Source organism: Synechococcus sp. GFB01 (genome assembly GCF_001039265.1).
Lineage (GTDB): Bacteria > Cyanobacteriota > Cyanobacteriia > PCC-6307 > Cyanobiaceae > NIES-981.
This window is the reverse complement of the sequence record NZ_LFEK01000117.1, coordinates 1-22,395: the sequence shown is the minus strand read 5'-3', so window position 1 is coordinate 22,395 and position 22,395 is coordinate 1. Positions and strand designations below refer to the sequence as shown.

Annotated in this window: 21 protein-coding genes and 3 pseudogenes; 13 read left to right on the top strand and 11 right to left on the bottom strand. The window is 70.4% G+C overall.

What is annotated here, in order from left to right:
- Positions 1 to 97: 97 nt before the first annotated feature.
- Positions 98 to 886: a membrane protein gene (locus SYNGFB01_RS11555; protein ID WP_048018150.1), complete on the bottom strand. Its 789-nt coding sequence runs from the start codon at positions 884 to 886 to the stop codon at positions 98 to 100.
- 104 nt (positions 887 to 990) lie between these two features.
- Positions 991 to 1,113: a hypothetical protein gene (locus tag SYNGFB01_RS15965; RefSeq protein WP_255347554.1), complete on the bottom strand. Its 123-nt coding sequence runs from the start codon at positions 1,111 to 1,113 to the stop codon at positions 991 to 993.
- A gap of 284 nt (positions 1,114 to 1,397) precedes the next feature.
- Here SYNGFB01_RS15965 and SYNGFB01_RS15730 point away from each other — a divergent pair, with 284 nt between their 5' ends.
- The 3 genes from SYNGFB01_RS15730 (at position 1,398) to SYNGFB01_RS11535 (ending at position 6,481) form a co-directional block, all read left to right on the top strand.
- The gene (locus SYNGFB01_RS15730; RefSeq protein WP_053068473.1) at positions 1,398 to 1,643 is read left to right on the top strand and encodes a hypothetical protein; all 246 of its coding nucleotides are present in this window, start codon (positions 1,398 to 1,400) and stop codon (positions 1,641 to 1,643) included.
- 999 nt (positions 1,644 to 2,642) lie between these two features.
- Entirely contained in the window at positions 2,643 to 6,221 is a 3,579-nt protein-coding gene (gene mfd, locus SYNGFB01_RS11540) for a transcription-repair coupling factor (protein ID WP_048018149.1), read from the top strand.
- A gap of 77 nt (positions 6,222 to 6,298) precedes the next feature.
- On the top strand, positions 6,299 to 6,481 hold the full coding sequence (locus SYNGFB01_RS11535; RefSeq protein WP_048018148.1) for a hypothetical protein: 183 nt from the start codon (positions 6,299 to 6,301) through the stop codon (positions 6,479 to 6,481).
- Between the two features lie 153 nt (positions 6,482 to 6,634).
- Here the strand turns inward: SYNGFB01_RS11535 and SYNGFB01_RS15725 are convergent, their stop codons facing one another.
- The 4 genes from SYNGFB01_RS15725 to SYNGFB01_RS11520 all read right to left on the bottom strand — a co-directional run bounded on the left by SYNGFB01_RS15725 (position 6,635) and on the right by SYNGFB01_RS11520 (position 10,229).
- Positions 6,635 to 6,889, bottom strand: a complete 255-nt coding sequence (locus SYNGFB01_RS15725) for a DUF6737 family protein (RefSeq protein ID WP_072061620.1) — start codon at positions 6,887 to 6,889, stop codon at positions 6,635 to 6,637.
- Positions 6,889 to 8,235, bottom strand: a complete 1,347-nt coding sequence (locus tag SYNGFB01_RS11530) for a S41 family peptidase (RefSeq protein ID WP_048018147.1) — start codon at positions 8,233 to 8,235, stop codon at positions 6,889 to 6,891. Before SYNGFB01_RS11530 ends, SYNGFB01_RS15725 begins: the two co-directional genes overlap by 1 nt.
- A gap of 90 nt (positions 8,236 to 8,325) precedes the next feature.
- The gene (ispG, locus tag SYNGFB01_RS11525) at positions 8,326 to 9,573 is read right to left on the bottom strand and encodes a (E)-4-hydroxy-3-methylbut-2-enyl-diphosphate synthase (RefSeq protein WP_048018155.1); all 1,248 of its coding nucleotides are present in this window, start codon (positions 9,571 to 9,573) and stop codon (positions 8,326 to 8,328) included.
- A 35-nt stretch (positions 9,574 to 9,608) separates the two neighbouring features.
- On the bottom strand, positions 9,609 to 10,229 hold the full coding sequence (locus SYNGFB01_RS11520; protein WP_048018154.1) for a uracil-DNA glycosylase: 621 nt from the start codon (positions 10,227 to 10,229) through the stop codon (positions 9,609 to 9,611).
- 70 nt (positions 10,230 to 10,299) lie between these two features.
- Between SYNGFB01_RS11520 and SYNGFB01_RS11515 the strand changes: the two genes are divergently transcribed.
- The gene (locus SYNGFB01_RS11515; protein ID WP_048018146.1) at positions 10,300 to 11,478 is read left to right on the top strand and encodes a pyridoxal phosphate-dependent aminotransferase; all 1,179 of its coding nucleotides are present in this window, start codon (positions 10,300 to 10,302) and stop codon (positions 11,476 to 11,478) included.
- Between the two features lie 296 nt (positions 11,479 to 11,774).
- On the opposite strand, the pseudogene SYNGFB01_RS16540 reads toward SYNGFB01_RS11515, so the two are convergent.
- Positions 11,775 to 11,915: pseudogene (locus tag SYNGFB01_RS16540) on the bottom strand (hypothetical protein); the annotation flags it as partial.
- Positions 11,916 to 12,174: 259 nt separating this feature from the next.
- Positions 12,175 to 13,016, bottom strand: a pseudogene (locus SYNGFB01_RS15715) (urea transporter); the annotation flags it as partial.
- A 382-nt stretch (positions 13,017 to 13,398) separates the two neighbouring features.
- Between SYNGFB01_RS15715 and SYNGFB01_RS11505 the strand changes: the two are divergent.
- The 6 genes from SYNGFB01_RS11505 to SYNGFB01_RS12665 all read left to right on the top strand — a co-directional run bounded on the left by SYNGFB01_RS11505 (position 13,399) and on the right by SYNGFB01_RS12665 (position 18,808).
- The gene (locus SYNGFB01_RS11505; protein WP_053068471.1) at positions 13,399 to 14,382 is read left to right on the top strand and encodes a putative selenate ABC transporter substrate-binding protein; all 984 of its coding nucleotides are present in this window, start codon (positions 13,399 to 13,401) and stop codon (positions 14,380 to 14,382) included.
- Between the two features lie 62 nt (positions 14,383 to 14,444).
- Positions 14,445 to 14,669, top strand: coding sequence for a hypothetical protein (locus SYNGFB01_RS11500; RefSeq protein WP_048018145.1), 225 nt, complete (start codon positions 14,445 to 14,447; stop codon positions 14,667 to 14,669).
- 99 nt (positions 14,670 to 14,768) lie between these two features.
- Complete coding sequence (locus tag SYNGFB01_RS11495; protein WP_048018144.1) at positions 14,769 to 15,515, top strand: ATP-binding cassette domain-containing protein; 747 nt, start codon at positions 14,769 to 14,771, stop codon at positions 15,513 to 15,515.
- Positions 15,512 to 17,122, top strand: coding sequence for an ABC transporter permease (locus SYNGFB01_RS11490; RefSeq protein WP_048018143.1), 1,611 nt, complete (start codon positions 15,512 to 15,514; stop codon positions 17,120 to 17,122). Before SYNGFB01_RS11495 ends, SYNGFB01_RS11490 begins: the two co-directional genes overlap by 4 nt.
- The gene (locus tag SYNGFB01_RS11485) at positions 17,119 to 17,817 is read left to right on the top strand and encodes a GDSL-type esterase/lipase family protein (protein ID WP_235300139.1); all 699 of its coding nucleotides are present in this window, start codon (positions 17,119 to 17,121) and stop codon (positions 17,815 to 17,817) included. The genes SYNGFB01_RS11490 and SYNGFB01_RS11485 overlap by 4 nt, the downstream gene beginning before the upstream one ends.
- Before the next feature lie 118 nt (positions 17,818 to 17,935).
- Positions 17,936 to 18,808 carry a sigma-70 family RNA polymerase sigma factor gene (locus tag SYNGFB01_RS12665; protein WP_053068470.1) on the top strand — a complete coding sequence of 291 codons (873 nt, stop codon included), beginning with the start codon at positions 17,936 to 17,938 and terminating at the stop codon, positions 18,806 to 18,808.
- On the opposite strand, the pseudogene SYNGFB01_RS13435 reads toward SYNGFB01_RS12665, so the two are convergent.
- A pseudogene (locus tag SYNGFB01_RS13435) lies at positions 18,762 to 19,487 on the bottom strand (TIGR00297 family protein); the annotation flags it as partial. The gene SYNGFB01_RS12665 and the pseudogene SYNGFB01_RS13435 overlap by 47 nt on opposite strands.
- 115 nt (positions 19,488 to 19,602) lie before the next feature.
- Between SYNGFB01_RS13435 and SYNGFB01_RS11470 the strand changes: the two are divergent.
- Complete coding sequence (locus SYNGFB01_RS11470) at positions 19,603 to 19,989, top strand: hypothetical protein (RefSeq protein WP_048018141.1); 387 nt, start codon at positions 19,603 to 19,605, stop codon at positions 19,987 to 19,989.
- On the opposite strand, the gene SYNGFB01_RS11465 is transcribed toward SYNGFB01_RS11470, so the two are convergent.
- Entirely contained in the window at positions 19,986 to 20,747 is a 762-nt protein-coding gene (locus SYNGFB01_RS11465) for a 16S rRNA (uracil(1498)-N(3))-methyltransferase (RefSeq protein WP_048018140.1), read from the bottom strand. The genes SYNGFB01_RS11470 and SYNGFB01_RS11465 overlap by 4 nt on opposite strands.
- Positions 20,748 to 20,754: 7 nt before the next feature.
- Entirely contained in the window at positions 20,755 to 21,228 is a 474-nt protein-coding gene (locus SYNGFB01_RS11460; RefSeq protein WP_048018139.1) for a DUF3531 family protein, read from the bottom strand.
- 63 nt (positions 21,229 to 21,291) lie between these two features.
- On the opposite strand from SYNGFB01_RS11460, the gene SYNGFB01_RS11455 reads away from it, so the two are divergent.
- Together SYNGFB01_RS11455 and SYNGFB01_RS11450 are read left to right on the top strand one after the other, a co-directional pair.
- Positions 21,292 to 21,942 (top strand): ABC transporter ATP-binding protein, encoded by a 651-nt coding sequence (locus SYNGFB01_RS11455; protein ID WP_048018138.1) that lies wholly within the window; start codon positions 21,292 to 21,294, stop codon positions 21,940 to 21,942.
- A gap of 10 nt (positions 21,943 to 21,952) precedes the next feature.
- Positions 21,953 to 22,395, top strand: a 443-nt coding sequence (locus SYNGFB01_RS11450) for an Hsp33 family molecular chaperone HslO (RefSeq protein WP_048018137.1), incomplete at its 3' end; no start/stop codon positions are given.

Here is a 22,395-nt window from a genome sequence, read left to right as displayed (position 1 = left end):
CACGTCGCCCAGGGCCTCCACCTCCAGCTGATCGATCAGCCGGTCACTGCCGATCTGGCGCAGTTCGATCCGCATCAGGTCTCCGGGACGGCGCAGCTCAGTCGGACTCCAGCGGCACCTGCGGAGTGCGCACCGAGAAGCCCCAGACGAAGAGGCCGGCCACCACCAGCAGCAGACTCCACTCCGGCGGGTCGAACTGCGGCAGGAGCAGGCGCAACAGCAGCCTCACGCCCACCAGCCCCACGGCCAGATAGCCGGCGGTCTCGAGATGCTCGAAGATCTCCAGCCAGCGGATGAACAGCTCGGCGGTGAGCCTCAGCGCGATCACCCCGATCACGCCGCCGGCCATCACCGGCAGAAGCCGGTCGCTCACCGCCACGGCGGCAGCCACGCTGTCGATCGAAAAGGCCAGATCGGTGAGCGCCAGCGTGGCCACCACCGAGCCCAGACCCGCCGGGTGGCCGTGGTGCCCGGCGGCGTGGCCCCCGGCGACCTGATGGGCGGCGTCGGAGCCGGTCTGCGCATCAGCAGCGGCCGTCGCGGACTCCTCGAGCCGCTCGAGCCACACCTCCTGGAGATGCCGTCCGCAGAGCCAGAGCAGATAGAGCGCCGCGGCGAGCTGCAGCGGCCAGAAGTTCAGCACCCACTCGGCGGTGATGATCAGACCGAGACGGAACACCAGGGCCAGCAGGAGGCCCAGATTGAGCGCCGTCTCCTGGCGGGCGCGGTCGTGCAGGCGTCGGGAGATCGCCGCCAGGGCGATGGCGTTGTCGGCCGAGAGCACCGCCTCCAGGGCCAGGAGCAACGGCAGCAGCAGCAGCAGTTCGCGCCACTGGTCGGCCTGGCGGATCAGCGGCGTGAGGGATTCGATCGACTCGGCTTCCATCACACCACCCTGAAGCGTCAGTGTAGGGATGCTGATCCACCCCATCCATGCAGCTGCAGGTCCGCCTCGTGCACGCCGAGCCCGGCAGCCGGGTGGTGGAGGTGTCAGCTCACGCGGAGGGTGAAATGCTGGGCAGCGCGCTCGGCGAAGCCTCCAGTGCCGAGGCCGCCGAGGACCGCGCCATCGCCCGTCTGCTGCAGCGGCTGGGCGAGGCGGCACCGCCGCATCAGCCGGCCGTCAGAAAGCCACCCGTTGCCGCCAGCCCCCGCCGGCGCGGACGCCGGCAGCGGCGGCCATTCCGCAGCCTCCGGAGCCGGCCCAGGCAGAGATCCCGGCCAGCGAGGAAGCCCTGGCAGAGCCACCCGCGGATCCGGAGGACTGGAGCGCGGAACTGGCCCAGATCGATCTGGAGCTGCGCCGTCTGGGCTGGCAGCGCGAGCAGGAGGCCACCTACCTGGAGCGAGCCTTCCATCACCCCAGCCGCAGCCGCCTCACCAGCTACGGCGATCTGGTGGCCTACCTGCAGGCTCTGCAGACACTGGATGCCGGCAGCGATCCCGCCACCGCAGCGGTACCGCTGCGCCGCCGCGATCTGCTGGCCCAGAGCGACCAGCTGCTGGGCCGGCTGCAATGGGATGCCGTCCAGGGACGGCAGTTCCTCGAACAGCACTTCCAGCGCAGCAGCCGGCAGCAGCTCAGCGACAGCCAGCTGCTGCAATTCAACATGCTCCTCGAGGGCGAGCTGATCGGGGTGTGAAGCCCCAGGCTCAGCCAAGGTCGATGCGGCAGTGGCTCCGAACCAGCAGCGCACCCAGTTCGAGCTGCTCCTGAGCGGCATAGGCCTCCCGTTCCAGGCGCTGTTCCAGCGGCGAGGCCTGGCGGTAGACCGGCTCCTCCAGCACCTCCTGCAGGGCGGGCTGCAGGGCGATGCTCAGGCCCANGGGTTGGGGCTGGGCGGAGATGCCACCGTTGCGGCAGCTCTGGGCCACGTGGATGGCCTCGTGGTTGAGCACCCGCGCCAGCTCGACACTGCCGCTCTCGAGCACCGAGGGCTTCACCCGCAGGCTTCGGTTGTGGTGATCCCACTCGGCGGCGGCGCCGGGTTTATGGGGGGTGGTGAACTGGATCCGCACCCCTGCCTGGCCGAGCACGGCGAGGAGCTCGAGGATCGTGGCGCGCTCGCGCTCGAAGCGGGGCGGGTCGGCGATCAGCGCCCGAATCTCCTCGAGGCTGAGTTCCGGATCGCCCCGTCGGCGGCGGTAGCTGTAGCGGACGCGCCCATCGCCCAGCTGCTNGGCTCGCGGGATCCAGCCTTCATCCGCCACGGCCAGCCGATCCATCAGCTCCAGGGGCTCCACTCCCTCCAGCCCACCGCGGGGCNGGGCGATCGCGGTGGACTGGAGGGCAGCCGGGAGTTCCGGAATCGCCAGTGGGGACGACGGACGCANGCCCGGGAGAGGAACCTGGCGGAGTGGCAGAACAATGAGCGCCACGCCCAGAGCCCCCAGCAAGCCCACCAGGGTCGGGAGGGGCCGCAGCAGCGGAACGCGTTCCAGCGGATCACCGCACTTGCAGCAGATCCACACCCCATCGCGCCTCTGCCGCGTGCGCAGGGGTCTGGGCAGGCAGATGGGGCAGCGGTAGCGGACCACCCCCTCATTCTGATCGCCGCAACGCCAGCGCTCGGCAGCAGGTCTGCCGGTCGCGGCGGTGGGGCCCGCTTGCGAAGATCAGGAGCCGTCGCTCCGGCCTGTCGATGCCCCTCTCCGCCCTGGTGCGCCAGCTGCAGCAGGCGCCCCTCACCGGTGAGCTGCGGGCGCGGCTGGAACGCCCCGAACGGCTGCGGTTGAGCGGTGGAAGCAGGGCCGCCCGCGCCCTGATCGCCACGGCCCTGGCCTCCAAGACCGCGGCGGGAGGGGCGGCAACCGGGCCCGCCCCTCTGCTGGTCGTCGTTCCAACCCTGGAGGAGGCGGGCCGCTGGGCGGCGCTGCTCGAACTGATGGGCTGGCGCAGTTGCCAGCTCTATCCCACCAGCGAGGGAAGCCCCTATGAACCCTTTGATCCCACCAGCGAGATCACCTGGGGGCAGCTGCAGGTGCTCAGTGAGCTGGTCGATGGCGCCGGCGACCTCGCCATCGTGGCCACCGAGCGGGCCCTCCAGCCCCACCTGCCTCCGCCCGTGGCCCTGCGGGAGCAGTGTCTGAGCCTGCGCAGAGGCGACAGCGTCGGTCTGGAGCAGCTGGGCGAGACGCTGACGCGTCTGGGCTACGAGCGGGTGGCCACGATCGAGCAGGAGGGCAGCTGGAGCCGCCGCGGCGACATTGTCGATGTGTTTCCGGTGAGCAGCGAGCTGCCGGTGCGGCTCGAGTTCTTCGGCGACGAGCTGGAGAAGCTGCGCGAGTTCGACCCCGCCACCCAGCGCTCCCTCGATCCGATCGAGGTGGTGCGGCTCACCCCCAGCGGCTACGGCCCCCTGATCGCCGCGGCCCTGCGCGAGGAGATGCCCGAGGGGCTCGACCGGCTGCTGAGCCCCGAGGCGCTCGACACGCTGCTGGAGGGCGGCACGCCGGATGGGATGCGGCGGCTGATGGGTCTGGCCTGGCAGCAGCCCGCTTCGCTGCTCGATTACCTCCCCAGCGGCGCCCTGGTGGCGATCGATGAGCGGCGCCACTGCCTGGCCCACGGCCAGCAGTGGTTCGACCATGTGATCGAGCACCACAGCGACACCGCAACAGAACTCGGGACGAGGCTGCCCCCGACCCTGCACCGGGACCCGGGCGAGGCCCTGGCGACGGCCAGCGAGGGCTTCACCGGGTTCGATCTGGCCGAGCTTCACGAGAGCGACGGCCACGCCAACAGCTTCGATCTGGCCAGCCGGCCTGTGCCGGCCTACCCGAACCAGTTCGGCAAGCTGGCGGCCCTGATCAAGCAGCACCAGGCCGAGAGGGCCGCGGTGTGGCTGCTGTCGGCCCAGCCGAGCCGCGCGGTGGCGCTGCTGGAGGAGCACGACTGCAGCAGCCGCTTCGTGCCCAACCCTGGCGATCTGCCGGCGATCGAGCGGCTGCTGGCCCAGAGCACGCCCGTGGCCCTGAAAACCAGGGGCACGGCCGAGCTGGAAGGCCTGCAGCTGCCGGCCTGGAAGCTGGTGCTGATCACCGACCGGGAATTCTTCGGTCAGCACGCCCTGGCCGCCACGGGCTACGTGCGCCGCCGCCGCAAGGCAGCCAGCCGCACGGTGGACCCGGGCAAGATGCGGCCCGGTGATTTCGTGGTGCACCGCAACCACGGCATCGGCAGGTTCCTCAAGCTCGAGAAGCTGGCCATCGGCGGCGAATCGCGCGACTACCTGGTGGTGCAGTACGCCGATGGTCTGCTGCGCGTGGCGGCCGACCAGCTGAGCAGCCTGGGCCGCTACCGGGCCACCGGCGACACGCCGCCCGAGCTCAACCGCATGGGCGGCACCGCCTGGACGCGGGCCAAGGAGCGGGCCAGGAAGGCGATCCGCAAGGTGGCGGTGGATCTGGTGAAGCTCTACGCCGAGCGCCACAAGGCGCCGGGCTTCTCCTACCCGCCGGACGGCCCCTGGCAGAGCGAACTGGAGGATTCCTTCCCCTACGAGCCCACGCCGGATCAGCTCAAGGCGATCGTGGAGGTGAAGCGCGACATGGAACAGCCCTCACCGATGGACCGTCTGGTGTGCGGCGATGTGGGCTTCGGCAAGACCGAGGTGGCGATCCGGGCCATCTTCAAGGCGGTGACGGCCGGCAAGCAGGTGGCGATGCTGGCCCCCACCACGGTGCTGGCCCAGCAGCACTGGCGCACCCTGAGCGAGCGCTTCGCCCCGTATCCGGTGAAGGTGAGCCTGCTCAACCGCTTCCGCACCGCAGCCGAGCGCAAGGCGATCGGCGATGGCCTGGCCGAAGGCACGGTGGATGTGGTGGTGGGCACCCACCAGCTGCTCTCCAANGGCACCCGCTTCAGGCAGCTGGGGCTGCTGGTGGTGGATGAGGAGCAGCGCTTCGGCGTGAATCAGAAGGAGAAGATCAAGGCCCTCAGGAAGGACGTGGACGTGCTGACCCTGAGCGCCACGCCGATCCCCCGCACCCTCTACATGAGCCTCTCGGGCGTGCGGGAGATGAGCCTGATCACCACGCCGCCGCCGCTGCGGCGGCCGATCAAGACCCACCTGGCGGCACTGGATGAGGAGGCGGTGCGCAGCGCCATCCGCCAGGAGCTCGACCGCGGCGGCCAGATCTTCTACGTGGTGCCGCGGGTGGAGGGGATCGAGGAGGTGGCGGAGCGGCTGCGCCAGATGATCCCCGGCCTGCGGCTGCTGGTGGCCCACGGCCAGATGGCGGAAGGCGAGCTGGAGAGCGCCATGGTGGCCTTCAACGCCGGCGAGGCCGACCTGATGCTCTGCACCACCATCGTGGAGAGCGGACTGGACATCCCGCGCGTCAACACGATCCTGATCGAGGACGCGCACCGCTTCGGCCTGGCCCAGCTCTATCAGCTGCGCGGCCGGGTGGGCCGCAGCGGCATCCAGGCCCACGCCTGGCTGTTCTATCCCGGCGATGCCTCCCTCAGCGAGGCGGCGCGGCAGCGGCTGCGGGCGATTCAGGAATTCGCCCAGCTGGGCAGCGGCTACCAGCTCGCCATGCGCGACATGGAGATCCGTGGCGTGGGAAACCTCCTGGGTGTGGAGCAGAGCGGCCAGATGGAGGCGATCGGCTTCGACCTCTACATGGAGATGCTGCAGGAGTGCCTGGCCGAGATCCAGGGGCAGGACATCCCGGCAGTCGACGACACCCAGATCGACCTGCCGATCACCGCCTTCATCCCCGGCGACTGGATCACCGACAACGACGAGAAGATCGCCGCCTACCGCGCCGCCGCCGAGTGCGGCAGCCCGGAGGCGTTGCTGGAGCTGGCAGCCGGCTGGGTGGATCGTTACGGCGCCCTGCCGGCGCCGGTGATCGCCCTGCTGCAGCTGATGGAACTGAAGCTGCTGGCCAGGCGCTGCGGCTTCTCGCGCATCAAGCCCGACAAGCCCAACATCGCCCTGGACACGCCCATGGAGGAGCCGGCCTTCCGGCTGTTGCGCCAGGGCCTGCCCCAGCACCTGCACGGCCGTCTCGTGTATCAGGCCGGATCGGGCGCCACCGCCAGAGTGCTGGCCCGGGGCCTGGGTGTGCTGCCGATCGAGAAGCAGGTGGAGGAGCTCAAGCACTGGTTGGAGCAGATGGCCGCCCAGATTCCCGGCGCCGATGGCCTCACCGAAGCCCAGCGACTGGAGCGGCAGACCGAAGCAAACGAGGCGGTCCTGGCGGTCTGAGACGGCCGCGGGGGCGGAAGGAGCAGCCGCCCCTCAATCTTCCGTTACAATCCTGAGACGTTCTGTTACGCGGGCCGATGGGCGAGATGATCGATCTGGGCTCGGGATTCACCGGCAGCCTGGGCGGCGGATTGGGCCTGGTCTCCGGCGTGGTGAGTCTGCTGGCCCTGGGATTGTTCGCGCTCCTGCAGGGAACCGCCGGCAACAACGACGATGACGACTCCGGCCCCGGTGGCGGTCTGATGCAGCCCGTGGCCTGACCCCAGCTGAGTCGCTCCCCCTTCTGTTCTGAGGTCCGCGGTCAGCAGCGCTCCGCACCACATCGTCACCGACGGGGCCTTGCTCCAACCCCAATGGCGCTCTGAGGGCTGCATCGCGGTTGCGGTGCACCCCTGCCGCGTCGCGAGCAACTCTCAGGGCTGGGTGGATTCGCGCCTGAGCAGAGCAGTCTGCTCACGAAAAGCGCGAGGCATCAGCACCAGAAACAGCCCCCACCAAGTCAGAACNGCCGCGGCCAATGGAACCGTGACCCACCAGCGGTGGACCAGCAGCCAGCTGCCCAGCGGCAACGCGATGCCTGTGATCAGGATGCTCCAGGGCTGGCACCACCAGGGCTTCAGAGACCAGATCGAGACCCCCTGAGTCGGCTCTCCAGGATCCTCCGGCATCAGCGCTGGGTGCCGAGAGCGGCAGGCAGGTTGGCGCTGCCGGGTTGGTAGGCCCTGTCGAGGGCCGGCGTCTTGGCGGTCTCCAGCTTCTTGACCAGGGTGGATTCGGCCACGCGGTACTGACTGTCCTTGCGGGTGCCGAGATCCTCGAGGCGCAGTCGCTGGGCTTCCACTTCACTCATCCTGGCCGGCACATCGGGATCGATGCCGTGCTTGTGGATGTCGCGGCCGCTGGGGGTGAGGTACTTGGCGATGGTCACGGTCATGCCGGAACCGTCGGAGAGTCCGCGCACCGACTGGACCAGACCCTTGCCGAAGGTCTTCTGGCCCACCAGCACGGCGCGCTTGTTGTCCTGCAGGGCGCCGGAGAGGATCTCGCTGGCGCTGGCCGATCCCTCGTTCACCAGCACCACGAGGGGCTTGGTGGTGAGCGCCCGACCGGTGGCCCGCTTCACATCGGTGATGCCGCTGCGGGTCTTGGTCGACACGATCGTGCCTTCATTGAGCCACTGACGAGCGATCTCGACGCTCGCCATCAGCAGACCACCGGGATTGCTGCGCAGATCGAGCACATAGCCCTGCACTCCCTTGGCCTCCAGATCCTGCAGCGCCACGCGCATGTCCTTGGTGGCATTGGCGTTGAACTGCTTCAGGCGGATGTAGCCCACCTTGAGGCCATCGGGGGTGGTGTTGATCTGGCTGTCCACCGCATGGAGCTCGATGCGCTCACGCGTGAGCGGCACCTCCAGGAGCTGCCCCTTGCGCTTGAGCGTGAGGTTCACCGTGGTGCCGGCCTGACCGCGGATCAGCTTCACCGCGTCCTCGGTGCTCATCCCCTTGGTGCTCTTGCCGTCGATGGCGGTGATCACATCCTTGGGCTGCACGCCCGCCTTCGAGGCGGGGGAGCCGTCGATCGGGCTCACCACCACCAGCTGCTTGGTCTCCTTGTCGAGACTCAGCTGGATTCCGACCCCCGAGAGTTCGCCGGAGGTGTCGATCTGCATCTCCTTGAACTCACGCGGATCCATGAAGCGCGTGTAGGGATCATCGAGGCTGGCCAGCATGCCGCGGATCGCCTCATAGGCCTCCTTGTTGCTGCCGTAACTCTTGGCCAGCACCTCCCGCCGCAGCTGCCGCCACTCATCGGGGGTGTATTTGCCGTTGATGGGAAGGTAATCGCGGAAGACGATCTGCCAGGCCTGATCCATCACCTCCTTGGGGCTGTCGGTGATCCGGGCCGATCCGCCCGGTGCTGTGACGACCTCGCGGGCCATCACCGCCGTGGCTGCGCAGGCCCCCACGCCCACCAACACGATCAAGCTCGCCCGGGAGCGACCAATGGCCATGGAAGCCCTGCCCCGTTTCCTGAAAGGAGATGAGGTCAAGCTAGCGGTCAGAACGCCCCCGGGCAGCGTGCCGAGGTTCGGAGATCACGTTCAGGCGGGATCCACCCAGCGGCCGTCCTCACGGATCAGGGCGATCAGGGCCTCGACTCCCTCGGCCTCCGGCACCCTGCGGATCTCCTCCCTGCCGCGGTAGAGAGAGATCACCCCGGGGGTCTTGCCCACATAGCCGTAGTCGGCGTCGGCCATCTCGCCGGGTCCGTTGACGATGCAGCCCATCACCGCGATGTCGAGGCCCGTGAGATGGGCCGTGGCGCTGCGCACCTGATGCAGCACCTCCTCCAGATTGAAGAGGGTGCGTCCGCAACTGGGGCAGGCGACGTACTCGACCATGGTCTTGCGCAGCCCGAGGGCCTGCAGGATCGAGTAACAGACGGGGATCTCCTTTTCCGGAGCCTCGGTGAGCGACACGCGGATCGTGTCACCGATGCCCTCGGCCAGCAGCGGGGCGATGCCGGCGGTGCTCTTGATGCGCCCATAGTCGCCGTCACCCGCCTCGGTCACGCCCAGATGCAGGGGGTACGGAAAACCCTCGGCGTCCATGCGGTCGGCCATCATCCGGTAGGCCGCCATCATCACGGGTGCGCGCGAGGCCTTCATCGACACCACGATGTTGTGGAAGTCGAGCCGGTCGCAGATCCGGATGAACTCCAGGGCGCTCTCCACCATCCCCAGGGGGGTGTCGCCGTAGCGGAAGAGCATCCGCTCGGCCAGCGAGCCGTGGTTCACGCCGATGCGCAGAGCCTTGTCCTGCTCCTTGAGCAGCTGCACGAGGGGGGCGAAGGTCTGCTCGATCCGCCCGGAGATCTCGGCCATCTCCGCCTCGCTGAATTCCGTGCGGTTGGGATCGGGCTTGTCGAACACATACAGGCCAGGGTTGATCCGCACCTTGTCGACATGCTGGGCGACCTCGAGGGCGATCTTCATGCCGTTGTGGTGCACGTCGGCCACCAGCGGCACCGGCTGATAGGTGGCTTCGAGGCGCTGGCGGATCTCGCCCATCGCCCGGGCGTGGGCCAGCGACGGCACTGTGACCCGCACGATCTCGCAGCCGGCCTCGTGCAGGCGGCGGATGCCTGCGGTGGCTCCCTCGATGTCGAGGGTGTCCTCGTTGATCATCGACTGCACCACCACCGGGTGGTCGCTGCCGATCCACACGTTCCCAACCCGCACGCTGCGGGTCTTGCGACGACGGATCTGGGTGTCGTAGCGGGGATTGCTCGTCCAGTCGGAGGCGGAACCCGTCAGAGCGGCGTCGGGGCTGGCCAGGGTGCCGGTCATGGCGAAGCGGGGAGCCTTGAGATCGGCCAAGGCTGTCACAAACAGGCGCGCAGCTGCCGGTCCACCTCCTTGAGGTCCTGCCAGGTGTGCCACTTGGGACTGTTCGGCTCGCGCGAGGCATTGCGCAGCAGGTAGGAGGGATGAAAGATCGGCATCAGCCGACGGCCCCGGAGCGGCTCGGCATCGCTGCTGTGCCAGCGGCCGCGCAGCCGGGTGATGCCGCCGCGGATTCCCAGCACCCCCTCGAGCGCCGTGGCGCCGGCCAGCAGGATCACGGCGGGATCCACCAGGCGGATCTGCTGCTCCAGCCAGGGCCGACAGGCGGCCACCTCCTCCGGGGCGGGCTTGCGGTTGTCCGGGGGGCGGCACTTCACCACGTTGCAGATGTAGGCGTCGCGGTTGGAATCGATCGCCACGCTGGCCAGCATCTGATCCAGCAGCTGCCCGGCACGGCCCACGAACGGCTGGCCGGTGGCATCCTCCTGGGCTCCAGGCCCCTCCCCGACCACCATCAGGCGGGCCCGGGGATTGCCGCGGCTCACCACCACCCTGCTGCGACCGGCTGCCAGCGCGCAGCGCCGACAGGCCGCACAGGCGGCGGCCAGGTCGGCAAAGGGATCGGGCGGGTGATCGAGAGGGGGGTCGGTCGCGCTCACCGGCTTTGGTTTCAGCTGAACCCTGAGCGAGACTGGCATGGGGCAGGATGGCCACATAGGTCCCCAGGCGATGCCGCATTCCGGCTTGCTCTCCGCACGCGCCCAGGCGCTGCAGCCATCCCTCACTCTCGCCATCGCCGCCAAAGCCAAGCAGCTGCGCTCCGAAGGGCGCGACATCTGCAGCCTCAGCGCCGGTGAACCGGACTTCGACACCCCCGCCTTCATCCGCAGGGCGGCGGCGGCGGCCCTCGAGGCCGGCCACACCCGCTACGGACCGGCCGCGGGCGAACCGGCCCTCAGGCAGGCGATCGCCACCAAGCTGACCCAGGAGAACCGGGTGCCCACGCGCGCCGAGCAGGTGCTGGTCACCAACGGCGGCAAGCAGGCCCTCTACAACCTCTTCCAGGTGCTGCTCGGCCCCGGCGATGAAGTGCTGCTGCCGGCGCCCTACTGGCTGAGCTACCCGGAGATCGCCCATCTCGCCGGCGCCTCGGTCACCCTGCTGCCGAGCGACGCCGCGCANGGGTTCCGGCTGCGCCCCGAGCAACTGGAGGCCGCGATCACCCCGGCCAGCCGCCTGCTGGTGCTCAACAGCCCCTCCAACCCCACCGGCATGGTGCTGAGCCGGGAGGAGCTCGAGGCGATCGCGGCGGTGCTGCGCCGCCACCCCCGGGTGGCGGTGGTCTGCGACGAGATCTACGAGTTCCTCGTGGCCCCCGGCCAGATGCACCACAGCTTCGCGGCGGTGGCACCGGATCTGGCCGATCGCGTCTTCATCGTCAACGGTTGCGCCAAGGGCTGGGCGATGACCGGCTGGCGAATCGGCTGGCTGGCTGGCCCCCAGGAGGTGGTTGCAGCCGCCAGCGCTCTGCAGAGCCAGAGCACCAGCAACGTGTGCACCTTTGCGCAGTACGGCGCCCTGGCGGCGGTGAGCGGCCCGCGCGAGTGCGTGCAGGAGATGGCCGCCCAGTTCAACGAGCGCCGCGCCCTGCTGGCCGAGGGTCTGGCCCACATCGCCGGGCTCCAGCTGCTGCCGCCGGAGGGCGCCTTCTACGCCTTCCCCGATGTGAGCGCCCATGGCCTCGACTCGATGACCCTCTGCGAACGCCTGCTCGAGGAGGTGGGTCTGGCGGTGGTCCCCGGGGTTGCGTTCGGCGACGACCGCTGCATCCGCCTGTCCTGCGCGGCGGCGCCCGACACGATCCACGATGGTCTGGAGCGGCTGGAGCGGTTCCTCACCCGTCTCTGAGGGCGGCCGCCGGGTCAGATCAGCAGAAGCCGGTCCACGAAGTCGCGCCAGCTCAGGNCCCCAGGCGATGCGCCGAAAACCAGTTGCCGCTCCGCCGCAGTGAGCGGGGCCTCGCCGATGCTGGCCAGCAGACGCGCCAGCTCGGCGGCGTCCAGGCGATCGTTGCCGTCAGCGTCGGCCGGCATCAGGTAGAGCAGCAGCCGCTCCTCCCCCTGGCGGAGCCGCTGCAGCCGCACGATCAGCTCCGTGAACTCCTGGAGATCGACCCGGCCATNCCGATCCAGGTCCATGGCATCGACAATCCGCTCCAGCTGGGCGCCGATCCTGCTGCCGTGCGCCCCCTCGGCGGCCTCGGCCAGGCCCGTGNCCCCCAGCCCCCGGCACAGCTCCGCGAGGCTGAGCGCGCCATCGGCATCACGGTCGAAGCGGCCGAACAGCAGGCGGATGCGCTGACGCGTCAGGTGCGATGCCGCANGGGGTGATGGGATCGGGGGAACGGCCGTCGAGTCTGCGGCGCAGGTTGGCGCGGAAGCTCCGGAACACCGCCCGGGCCACGCGATAGCGCTCGCGATGCTCCTCCGGGGTGACGACCGCATGCAGCGACACGGGGATCAGGGCCGGCAGGGTGCGGCGCACCGCCAGTTGGAGGATCCAGGTGGTGAGCACGAAGCCGAGCGTGAGCGGGGGCAGGCCGGGAAGCACGGCCCGCAGAACGAAACCGAGCGGGGTGACGAGCGCCGCAGCCACCACCGCAGCCACCAGGCTCCGGCGGGTCGGAGCGTGAAAGATGCCGCCGAGGGCGATGGCCACCAGCACGCCGTTGTAGCCCCAGAGGCCCTGAGCGACCGCAGCCGGATCCACGCCCAGCAGCAGGCGCCCGCCATCCCCACGCCGGCGCCGAGCAGGCCCAGTGCTGCGGCCAGGGGACTGGCCAGGGCAGTGGCCAGCAGCACCAGGCCGCCGCTGCCCAGGCCGGAGCAGAGGAAAACCTGACCGAAGCTGCGCGGCAGGCCGAGCAGCAGGGCCGGCAGGTTTCCAGCGACCGGCACTGCCGCCGGATCCGGCGGCGCGACCGGCAGCCCGCCGGTCAGCAGAAGAAGCAACCAGGTGACCAGACAGAACGGCAGGGTGAGCGGCGCTAGGGCGCCGCGGCGATGGAACCTGCGCCGCCAGCCCTCCAGCATCAGGGTGGTGAGACAGCCGCCGAGCAGCACCAGGACCAGCCACCCCGCAAGGGGCAAGGACCCGCCCCGACCCAGAACGGCCCCGGCGCAGCCCACCAGGGCACCGTTGAAGCCATAGATGCCCTGGTGGCGGAGGCTGCGATCCAGGCCCAGGCTGCGGGAGGTGAGGTTGGCGGCGGCGGTGCCCGCCACGGCAAGCACCGCCATCCAGGGGGACTCCAGCAGGAACGCCGCCAGCAGGAGAGCGCCCGTGAGGGGATTGTTGATGAAGATCACCTGGGCCAGGCTGCGACAGCCGATCAGCAGCGGCAGCAGCAGGTGATGCCCCCTGCGGGCCGGGTCGTTCAGGTGCATCAGGGTGCCGCTGCAGGGCAGCAGCCGCTGAAGCCGGGAAGGCTCCGCAGGCGGGGGCTGCAGCAGGCCTTCCAGCAGGGTGAGGGCGGAAGGGGATTCAGCCGGCATCGCTCACGGCAAGGGCGAACGACCGCTGATCAGCCGCCAGCGCCCTGGCCGGAGCGTCGGTCGGCTGGAGAGGCAACGGCATGGGGAACCATCAGTGGGCCGCTCCAGGCAGGCTGGCAGCCTCAGGCGACCACCTGGCCGACCGTGCGGAGTCTTCACGGAACAGCGCCACAGACAACTCCACTGAGCGCCACTGAGCGCCACTGGCACTGTTCGCTTCAGCTCCGCGGCGGATCGGTCACCATCATTGCGTTTGTTTGATGGTCTCGCTGCCATGACCACCCGAGAACGCTGGGCCGCCGCACTGACGGGCCTTGCCCTGGCCTGCCTGCCGGCGGTCGTCCCGTCGATCCCCGCTCCCTTCGGCTCCGATCCGTCCGCCGCCGGCCCCGCCAGCCCCTCGGCCGGCATCGCCCTGCTGGGGCGGGCCCAGGCTCAGCAGAAGCTGCTTCGCATCGGCGCCATCCCCGACCAGAACCCCGAGAAGCTCAACCGCCTCTACGGCCAGGTGGCTTCCGAACTGAGCCGCCAGCTGGGGGTGAAGGTGCAGTATGTGCCGGTCACCGACTATGCCGCCGCCGTGAGCGCCTTCCGCACCGGCAACCTCGATCTGGTGTGGTTCGGAGGCCTCACCGGCGTGCAGGCGCGGCTGCAGAAGCCTGGGGCCCAGGTGATCGCCCAGCGCGACATCGACGCCGCCTTCCACAGCGTGTTCATCGCCAACCGCCGCAGCGGGCTGAAGCCGTTCATGAACCAGAAGGGTCTGGCGGAACTGAAGGGCAGGCGCTTCACCTTTGGCTCGGAGAGTTCCACCTCCGGCCGCCTGATGCCGCAGTACTTCCTCAGCCAGGCTGGCGTGAAACTCAGCGACTTCGCCGGCGGTGCACCGGGCTTCAGCGGTAGTCACGACGCCACGATCGCGTTGGTGCAGAGCGGTGCCTACGACGCCGGCGTGGTCAACGAGCAGGTCTGGAAAGCCAACCTGCGCAGCGGCAAGGCCGACCGAAGCAAGGTGTTCGCGCTCTGGCGCACCCCGGGCTATCCCGACTACCACTGGATCGGCCAGCCCGATCTCGACCGGCGCTTCGGAGCCGGCTTCACGGCGAAGCTGCGCGGCGCGATCCTGAGCTGGCGGCCGAGCAATCCTCAGCAGAAGCAGATCCTGGAGCTGTTCGGGGCTCAGCAGTTCACCGGCGCGAAGGCAGGCGACTACACACGCATCGAGCAGGTGGGACGGCAAATCGGCAAGATCCGCTGACAAGGCGCAGCCGGCCGGCCTCACCGCCATCCAGAATCAGGACATTGCCGTGGCCGCGGCCCATGCTCTGGTTGATCGATCTGGTGCTGCTGCTGGCCGGCCTGGTGCTCTGGAACCGGGCCAGCCGTGAAAGTGACGAAGCCTGGTCCCTGTTCCTGCGCTCTATCGCGTTTCTGGATCTGGCCTTCATCGCCTTCGGCAACGGCCAGATGCTGGTCGAGATCCTCCTGCTGGCGCTGGCGCTGGCCCTTCCCTCCGCTGAACGCCTCGAACGGCGGTCTCCGTGAGACAGCGATGAACCCCCGTGGTCCCGACCTGCTCGAGATGAGTCTGGTGGCGCTGATCCTGGCCCTGATCGTCTATCGCCTCACCCTGACCTGATCGCGGTGACGGCCCTTCTGGAACTGCGCGGGATCACGGTGGCCGGCAGACGGGCGCCACGCCTCGATGCCGTGTCGCTGCGCCTGGAGGCGGGTGAGCGGGTGGCGCTGCTGGGANCCAGCGGTGCCGGCAAGAGCACCCTGCTGGCTGTGGCCAATGGTCTGCTGCGCCCCAGCCAGGGTGAGGTGCTCTGGCAGGGGGAGGCGCCGGCGCGGCCGGGCCGGCGGCGACGGCTCCAGCAGAGTCGCATCGGCACCCTCTGGCAGGACCTGCGGCTGATCGAACCGCTCAGCGTGCAGCAGAACCTCAATGCCGGCCGGCTGGCCCGCTGGGGCTGGCCGCAGGCACTGCTCAACCTGCTGCTGCCGCTCGACACGCCGGCTTGCCGGCAGCTGCTGCTGCAGCTCGACCTCGATCCGGCCCTGCTCGGCCAGCCGGTGGCGGCCCTCTCGGGCGGGCAGCGCCAGCGCGTGGCCCTGGGCCGCCTGCTGCGTCAGGAGCCGTTGCTGCTGCTGGCCGATGAACCCCTGGCCAGCCTGGATCCACGCCTTGCAGGGGAGCTGCTGGAGCTGCTGCTGCGTCAGGGCGAGGCACCGCGGGCGCTGCTGCTCAGCCTGCATCGGCCCGATCTGCTGGCCGGTTTCGATCGGGTGGTGGGGCTGCGCCATGGGCGGGTGATGATCGATCGAGCGGCTGCGGCCGTGGGGAGCAGGGAGCTCGATGCTCTCTATGCCGGAGCCGGCCCGCGATGACGACGGCTCCGTCCTGGGAACGGGGTCTGCCCCGTCCGGCGGCGCCGCTGTGGTTGCTGCTGCCCTCCCTGATCCTGCTGCCGCTGGCGCTGTGGCTGCCGGGCCTGGCGCACGGCGGCGGCTGGGAGCTGATCGGCCAGTTCGCTCTGGCGGCGCTGCAGCCCTCGCTCGATCCAGTGGTGCTGGAAGCTGTGCTGCGTGGTCTCGGGTTGACCCTGGGCATCGCCCTGCTGGGCTGGGCCGCGAGCCTGGTGCTGGGGTTGGTGCTCGGCGTGGCCAGCGCCCGGGTGGTGTGGCACGCCGTCTGCGGGGTGCGCTGGCCGGCGCTGCTGATCCGCAGGCTGCTGGCCATCCCCCGCGCCATCCACGAGCTGCTCTGGGGCCTGCTGCTGCTCCAGTTGATCGGGATGGACCCGGCCGTGGCGGTGGCCGCGATCGCCCTGCCCTTCGGCGCGCTGGTGGCGCGGGTGGTGAGCGATCAGCTCGACAACCTGCCGCAGCAGGGTCTGGAGGCCCTGCGCAGCGGGGGGGCGGGCCCCTGGGCGGCGCTGCTGACCGCCCTGGGGCCGGCGCTGCTGCCCCAGCTGCTCAGCTACGGCGGGTACCGCTTCGAATGCGCCCTGCGCAGCGCCACCCTGCTGGGGGTGTTCGGGCTGGGCGGGCTGGGCACCGAGCTGCGCCTGACCCTGCAGTCGCTGGCCTTCCGCGAGCTCTGGAGTGGTCTGTGGGTGCTGCTGCTGGCCATGCTGCTGCTCGAGGCCCTGGTGAGTGCTCTGCGGCGACGCTGGGCGATGCCGCTGCGTTTCGCGGCGGCGCCGGCGGCGGTGGGACGCCAGGGGCGGGAGGTGCTGCTGGCCGTTCTGCTGCTGCTGCCCCTGATGGTGGTCGTGGCCTGGCTGCTGCAGGTGCATCCCGCCGATCTGCTGCACTGGCAGGGTCTGCCGCCGATGGGCACCGCGGACTGGCCAGGGGTGACCAATCTCCCCTGGCCCCGCCTGATCGCCGGCACCGTGATGCTCACAGTTCTGGCCGCGGCCCTGGCCGTGGGCTGCGCGCCCCTGCTGCTGCTTCTGGTTCAGCCCTGGCCCATGGCGCGGCTGGCGGTGCAGGGGCTCTGGGCCCTGGGCCGGCTGTGGCCACCACCCCTCACCGCCCTGCTGCTGCTGTTCGTGCTGGAGCCCGGTGTGCTGACCGGAGCCCTGGCGCTGGGGTTCCACAACCTCGGCATCCTCGGAAGGCTGCTGCTGGAAGCCACCGCCAATGCCGATGCCGGGCCGCAGCAGGCGCTGGAGGCCGGTGGCTGCGGCCCCCGTCTGGCCCTCCTCTATGGCCGTTTCAGTGGTCTCGCCAGGTCCTATCTGGCCTACGGGGCCTATCGCGCCGATGTGATCCTGCGCGAATCGGTGGTGGTGGGTCTGGTGGGCGCCAGCGGCCTGGGCAGTCAGCTCCTGGAGGCGCTGAGCGGCTTCGCCTGGGACCAACTGGCCGCCCTGCTGCTGGCCTATGTGCTGCTCACCCTGCTGGGGGAGGATCTCAGTGACCGGGCCCGCCAGCGACTGCTCGGCCCCGCCAGCCCGGCCGACCCTTCAGCAGCCGCCCCAGCGTGATCAGCCCGTCCGAGTCGCCATCGCGGCCGCAGCCCAAGCTGGTGGTGCTGGGAGACAGCGGCGTGTTCGGCTGGGGCGACCCCCTGGAGGGTGGCTGGTGCGAGCGGCTGCGGCGCCACTGGATGGAGTTCTCCGGCGGGCCCGTGGTCTACAACCTGGGCGTGCGGGGCGATGGCCTCGAGCGGCTTGCCGCCCGGCTGGAGGCGGAGGTGGGCCGCCGCGGGGAATTGCGCCGGCAGCTGCCGCAGGGGATCCTGATCGGCATCGGTCTCAACGACAGTGCCCGGGTCGGCCGGGCTGACGGCCGACACCAGCTCGACGCCGAGGGCTTCCTGTTCGGCCTGCAGCAGCTGCTGCAGCGCGCGAGCCAGCTGGCGCCGGTGCATGTGATCGGGCTGACGCCGGTGGAGGAGGCCGCCATGCCCTACGCCGAGGTGCTCTGGTACTCCCTGGAGCAGGTGCACCGCTACGAGAGGTTGCTGGAGGAGGCCTGCCTGGAGGCGGATGTGCCCTTCCTGCCGCTGCTCGAGAGCCTGCTGGCCGATCCGGACTGGCCGCAGTGGCTGGGCAGCGACGGGCTGCACCTCAACAGCGACGGCCATGGCCAGGTCTACGAGCGGATCCGCCGCTGGCCCGCCCTGCTCGACTGGGCCGGCCTGCAGCCGCTCGCCGGCGCCAGCGTGACGGCCGCCTGACGGGGCCGCCGGAGCGTTTCCGCCGCCATCACCCGATCGGGTGATCGTTTTCCCTCCGGCGGGTGAGGTGGGCCGGGGGCTGCCGGATCGACCGTGAAGACACGGATGTCGCTCCGCCATGGTTGCCTCTCTCGCCGTCTTCCCCAGCCACCCCGAAACCGCCGCACTGCAGGTCAGCAACCGCGCCCTGCTCGAGGCCATGGGGCGCTCCACCCACCGCCGCGCCTGGCTGCGCTGGCGCAATGCCCTGATCACGGCCAACCTGCCGCTGGTGCGGATGGTGGCCGAACGCCAGCGCCAGCGCTGCAACGAACCCTTTGAGGATCTGGTTTCGATGGGGGTTCTGGGTCTGATCCGAGCCGTGGAAGCCTTCGACCTGAACCGCAATGGCCGGCTCAGCAGCTTCGCCGTGCCCTACATCCGCGGAGCGATCCTGCACGGCCTTCGCGATCAGTCGCAGGGATTGCACACGCCGCGCCGACTGCGCGAACTCCACCAGCGGGCGCGGCGGCACCAGGAGCTGCTGCGGGCAGCGGGCCGGCCGCAGCCATCGCTCGGGGAACTGGCGGCCGGGCTGGGCTGCACCACCGCCCAGCTGGAGGAAGCAGCGGCGGTGCAGCGCGCCCTGAGGCTGCGCAGCCTGGACGCTCCCTGCAGCGGGCCAGGCGACGAAACCGATGGCGCGTGCCTGATCGATCAGCTGAGCGCCCCGCCTCCGCCGCCGGCGGACCCGCAGCGCGCCTGGTTGCACCGTCAGCTGGCCGGACTGACCCCGCGGCAGCAGCGACTGCTGGTGGGGCACTGGATCGAGGGACTGAGCTGGCGCCAGCTGGCGCAGGAGCTGGGCGAGGGGGTGGCGGAGACCCGCCGCCAGGGGGAGGCACTGCTGACGATGCTTCAGCGGGCGGCCGGCCAGCCGACCAGCAGCAGCCAACCCATGGCCAGGCTGCCGCCACGGCCGTCTGAAGGGCATTCACCAGCTCGTTGCTGAGCCAGCTGAGGCGGCCCTGCAGACTCGCCCCCAGCACACTCTCCAGGAGGGTGGCCAGCAGACCGACCAGAGCCACCAGGGCCACCAGCGGCCAGCCCGGCAGCAGCCCGAGCGCCAGCATCAGGGCGGCCATCAGGGCGCTGCCGATCAGGCTGGCGGCGGTGCCCTCCAGGCTGATGGCCCCATCGGTGCCGGGCGGTACCGGCCTCAGCGTGGTGATCAGCACGCAGCGGCGGCCCCAGCGCTTGCCCACCTCGCTGCCGAAGGTGTCGCCCAGCTTGGCGGCGAAGCTGGCGGCGAAGCCCACCAGCAGCAGGGGGGTCAGCGCAGCAGGCAGCAGGGGAACCGCCAGGGCCAGCAGGGCTCCCGTAGCCGCCGATCCCCAAACGTTTTCCGGCCCCCGCCGGCCACCCCGCCCCTCCGCCAGGCCCAGGGCCTGCTTGCGGCGGAAGCCGAGGCGGGTCACCAGCGACCCGAGCGCGAGGTACAGCACCACCGCCAGCCAGGCGCGTGGACCCAGGCAACCCCAGAGGATCGTGCCGAGGGCTCCGGCATGCACCCAGCCTGCGGTGGTCAGCAGCGGCAGGCGCTGGGCGAGGCTGATCAGCAGCAGATTCACCAGCCAGGCCTGAAGCCACTGGGCATCGGCAGACAGGATCGGCAACGGGGTCGACGTCAGCGGAACGGCGGCGGCATGGCCTCCAGTTTGGGGCGCTGTGTGTTGCGCAGGCCTACGGGTCGGGGCTGGATCGACCGGGCAGGGCGGATAATCAGCCCAGCTTCCCTGCGGGCCGATGGTGTTCAAGCGCAAGCCCTCCTTCTTCCTCGACCTGAGCGGCGATCAGACCAGCCGTCAGTCCGCCCAGCCGGTGCAGGTGGCGGTTCAGCAGGAGAAGCCCGCGGCCGCTGCAGCCGCCACTCCGGCGGCGAAGAGCACCCCCGCCAAGCCCGAAGCCAGCCCCGCTGCACCGTCCAGCGAGCCCGCCCAACCCGTGCTGACCACCGCCGAGGCCATCGCCGCCGAGCTGCGCGCCGCCCAGGAGGCTCGCCCCGCCCCCAGCCAGGCGACCTTCGCGCCGGAGTGCCTCAATCCCGCCAACGCCCTGCCCCGTGCCCGCCGGCGTGCCGGTGCCAACCTGGCCGGCTTCAAGGCCATGGGCGACAGCCTCTTCCGCAGCTAGGCGCCGCCGGACAGCGACTCGCGCCAGCTCCCCAGCAGTGCCGCTGCCGCCACCGCCGCGGTGGAGGTGCGCAGGATCCTCTCTCCCAGACTCACGGGGAGCCAGCCCAGCGCGAGGGCATGCTCCTCTTCAGGGGGGCTCCAGCCACCCTCCGGTCCGATCGCCAGCCGCACCCGCCCAGGAGACGCCTCCCCAGCGCACCGGTGCCGCTCAAGCAGCGTCTGCAGAGCAGGCAGACCGACCTGCCGGGTTGTGGCCAGCAGCGCCAGATCACCCGGAGTCGGCCCGGAGAGTGCCTCCTGCAGGGGCCGATCAAGGACCAGACGGGGTTCCCACAGCCGTTCACACTGCTCACAGGCCTCCCGGAGGATCGTCCGGGCCCGCTCGCTGTTGGTGGGCGGCGCCACGCGCCGTTGAGCCTGAACCAGGGTGATGGCGTCGATACCCAGCTCACAGGCCATGCGCAGCAGCAGGTCGCCGTCGCGCCTGGGCGGTGCCACCAGCAGCTCCAGCTGCGGCCTCGGTGCCGGTTCGCTGCGCAGGGGGGCGCCCGGGGGCTGCTCGAGGCGGGCACGATCGCCCTCATCGAGCACGGCGCTCCAGAGATGGCCGCAACCATCCACCACGGCGAAACGGTCACCGCGGCGCAGCCGCAGCACGCGACGCAGGTAATGGGCTTCGCCCGGCTCCAGGATCAGATCACCGCCGGCGGCGAAGCGGGCGGGGTCCAGCAGCAAACGGCGCCATTCGCGGGCCACCCCCCGCTCAGCGATCGGACGCCTCGGCCCCGTCCCCGAACAGGGGGAACAGGGCGGAGTCCTGCTCCTCCACCGGCCAGTCGTCGTTGACCCCGCCGATCACCAGCTCCTCGATCTCCACCACATCGCGGTCGAGCTGGCGCAGGGTGTTGATCAGCACATCGAGCGCCAGGGCATCACTGGTGCCCAGATCGACCCAGCAGCGGCCCCACTCCCCCTGATAGTCGAACGGGCCCATGTTGTGCATCAGCGCGGGCATGGCCTGCTCGGCGCCGTCGCCGTCGTAGGCCATCCAGCTCAGATCGGCCCCCTCCTCATGGGCCTGCAGATTCTCGGCGTTGAAGCCGCCCAGCTTGCCGAGAAAGAACCAGCTGTCGAAGGCCGTCTCCACATAGCCCCGCTCCCCCTGGCCGGGAGGGTGGGCAAAGCGCAGCCAGATCCAGCAGTTGAACGGATCGACCTCGCGGAAGCGCACGTCCATGGCGGCGTGGAGCAGGGCAGCAGGTCCCTATCAAACACGCTCGTCGGACGGCATGCTGGAGCCATGCTCGAGTTGCGCGGCATCCGCTACCAGCCTTCCACGGCGGCGCAGCCGGTGCTGCGCGAGGTGAACCTGCAGCTGGCGGTGGGGGAGATCGGCCTGGTGGCCGGCAGCAGCGGCAGCGGCAAGACCACCCTGCTGGAGGTGATCAGCGGGCTGGCCGAACCCGACGCCGGCAGCGTGCTGTGGCAGGGGGAGCGCCTGTCGGGGCGGCAGCGGCGCTGGCTGTGCGGCCTGGTGTTTCAGTTTCCCGAACGCCACTTCCTGGGCTTGAGCGTGGCCCAGGAGCTGCGCCTGGGGCAGCGGCGCCTGCCTTCCGAGCAGCTGGAGCAGGTGCTGGAGCAGGTGGGTCTGGGCAGCGTCGGTCTCCGGCAGCCACCGGAACAGCTCAGCGGTGGCCAGCAGCGAAGGCTGGCCCTGGCCGTCCAGCTGCTGCGCGAGGCCCGCGTGCTGCTGTTGGATGAGCCCACGGCCGGCCTCGACTGGGCGGTGCGCCGCGAGGTGCTGGACCTGCTGCGTGCCGTGGCGCGTCAGCGGGCGGTGCTGGTGGTGACCCACGAACCGGAATTGTTCGGCCCCCTGGCCGACCGCCGTTGGCAGCTCGGCGACGGCACGCTGCGGGAGATGGAGCTCCGTACGATGCAGCCGTGCTGAGGGGGGAGCGTTGAGCGACCAGCTGCTGCGGGCCACCGCCGCCGGTGGTGGGATCCGCCTGGTGGCGGTGACCACCACCGTGGCCAGTCGCTACGCGCGGCGCCGCCACCAGCTCTCCTACCTCACCACCGCCCTGCTGGGTCGCGCCATGACGGCCGGCCTGCTGCTGGCCAGTTCGATGAAGGTGGCCCATGGCCGGGTCAACCTGCGCATCGCCTCCGACGGACCGCTGCGGGGCCTGATGGTGGATGCCGGCCGCGACGGCACGGTGCGGGGCTACGTGGGCAATCCCACCCTGGAACTCGATCTGGTGAGCGAGCCCGACGGGGATCATCATTTCGATTTCCGCCGCGCCACCGGCACCGGCTACCTGCACGTGGTGCGCGATCTGGGCGAGGGCGAACCGTTCAGCTCCACCGTGGAACTGGTGAGCGGTGGGATCGGCGGACGACG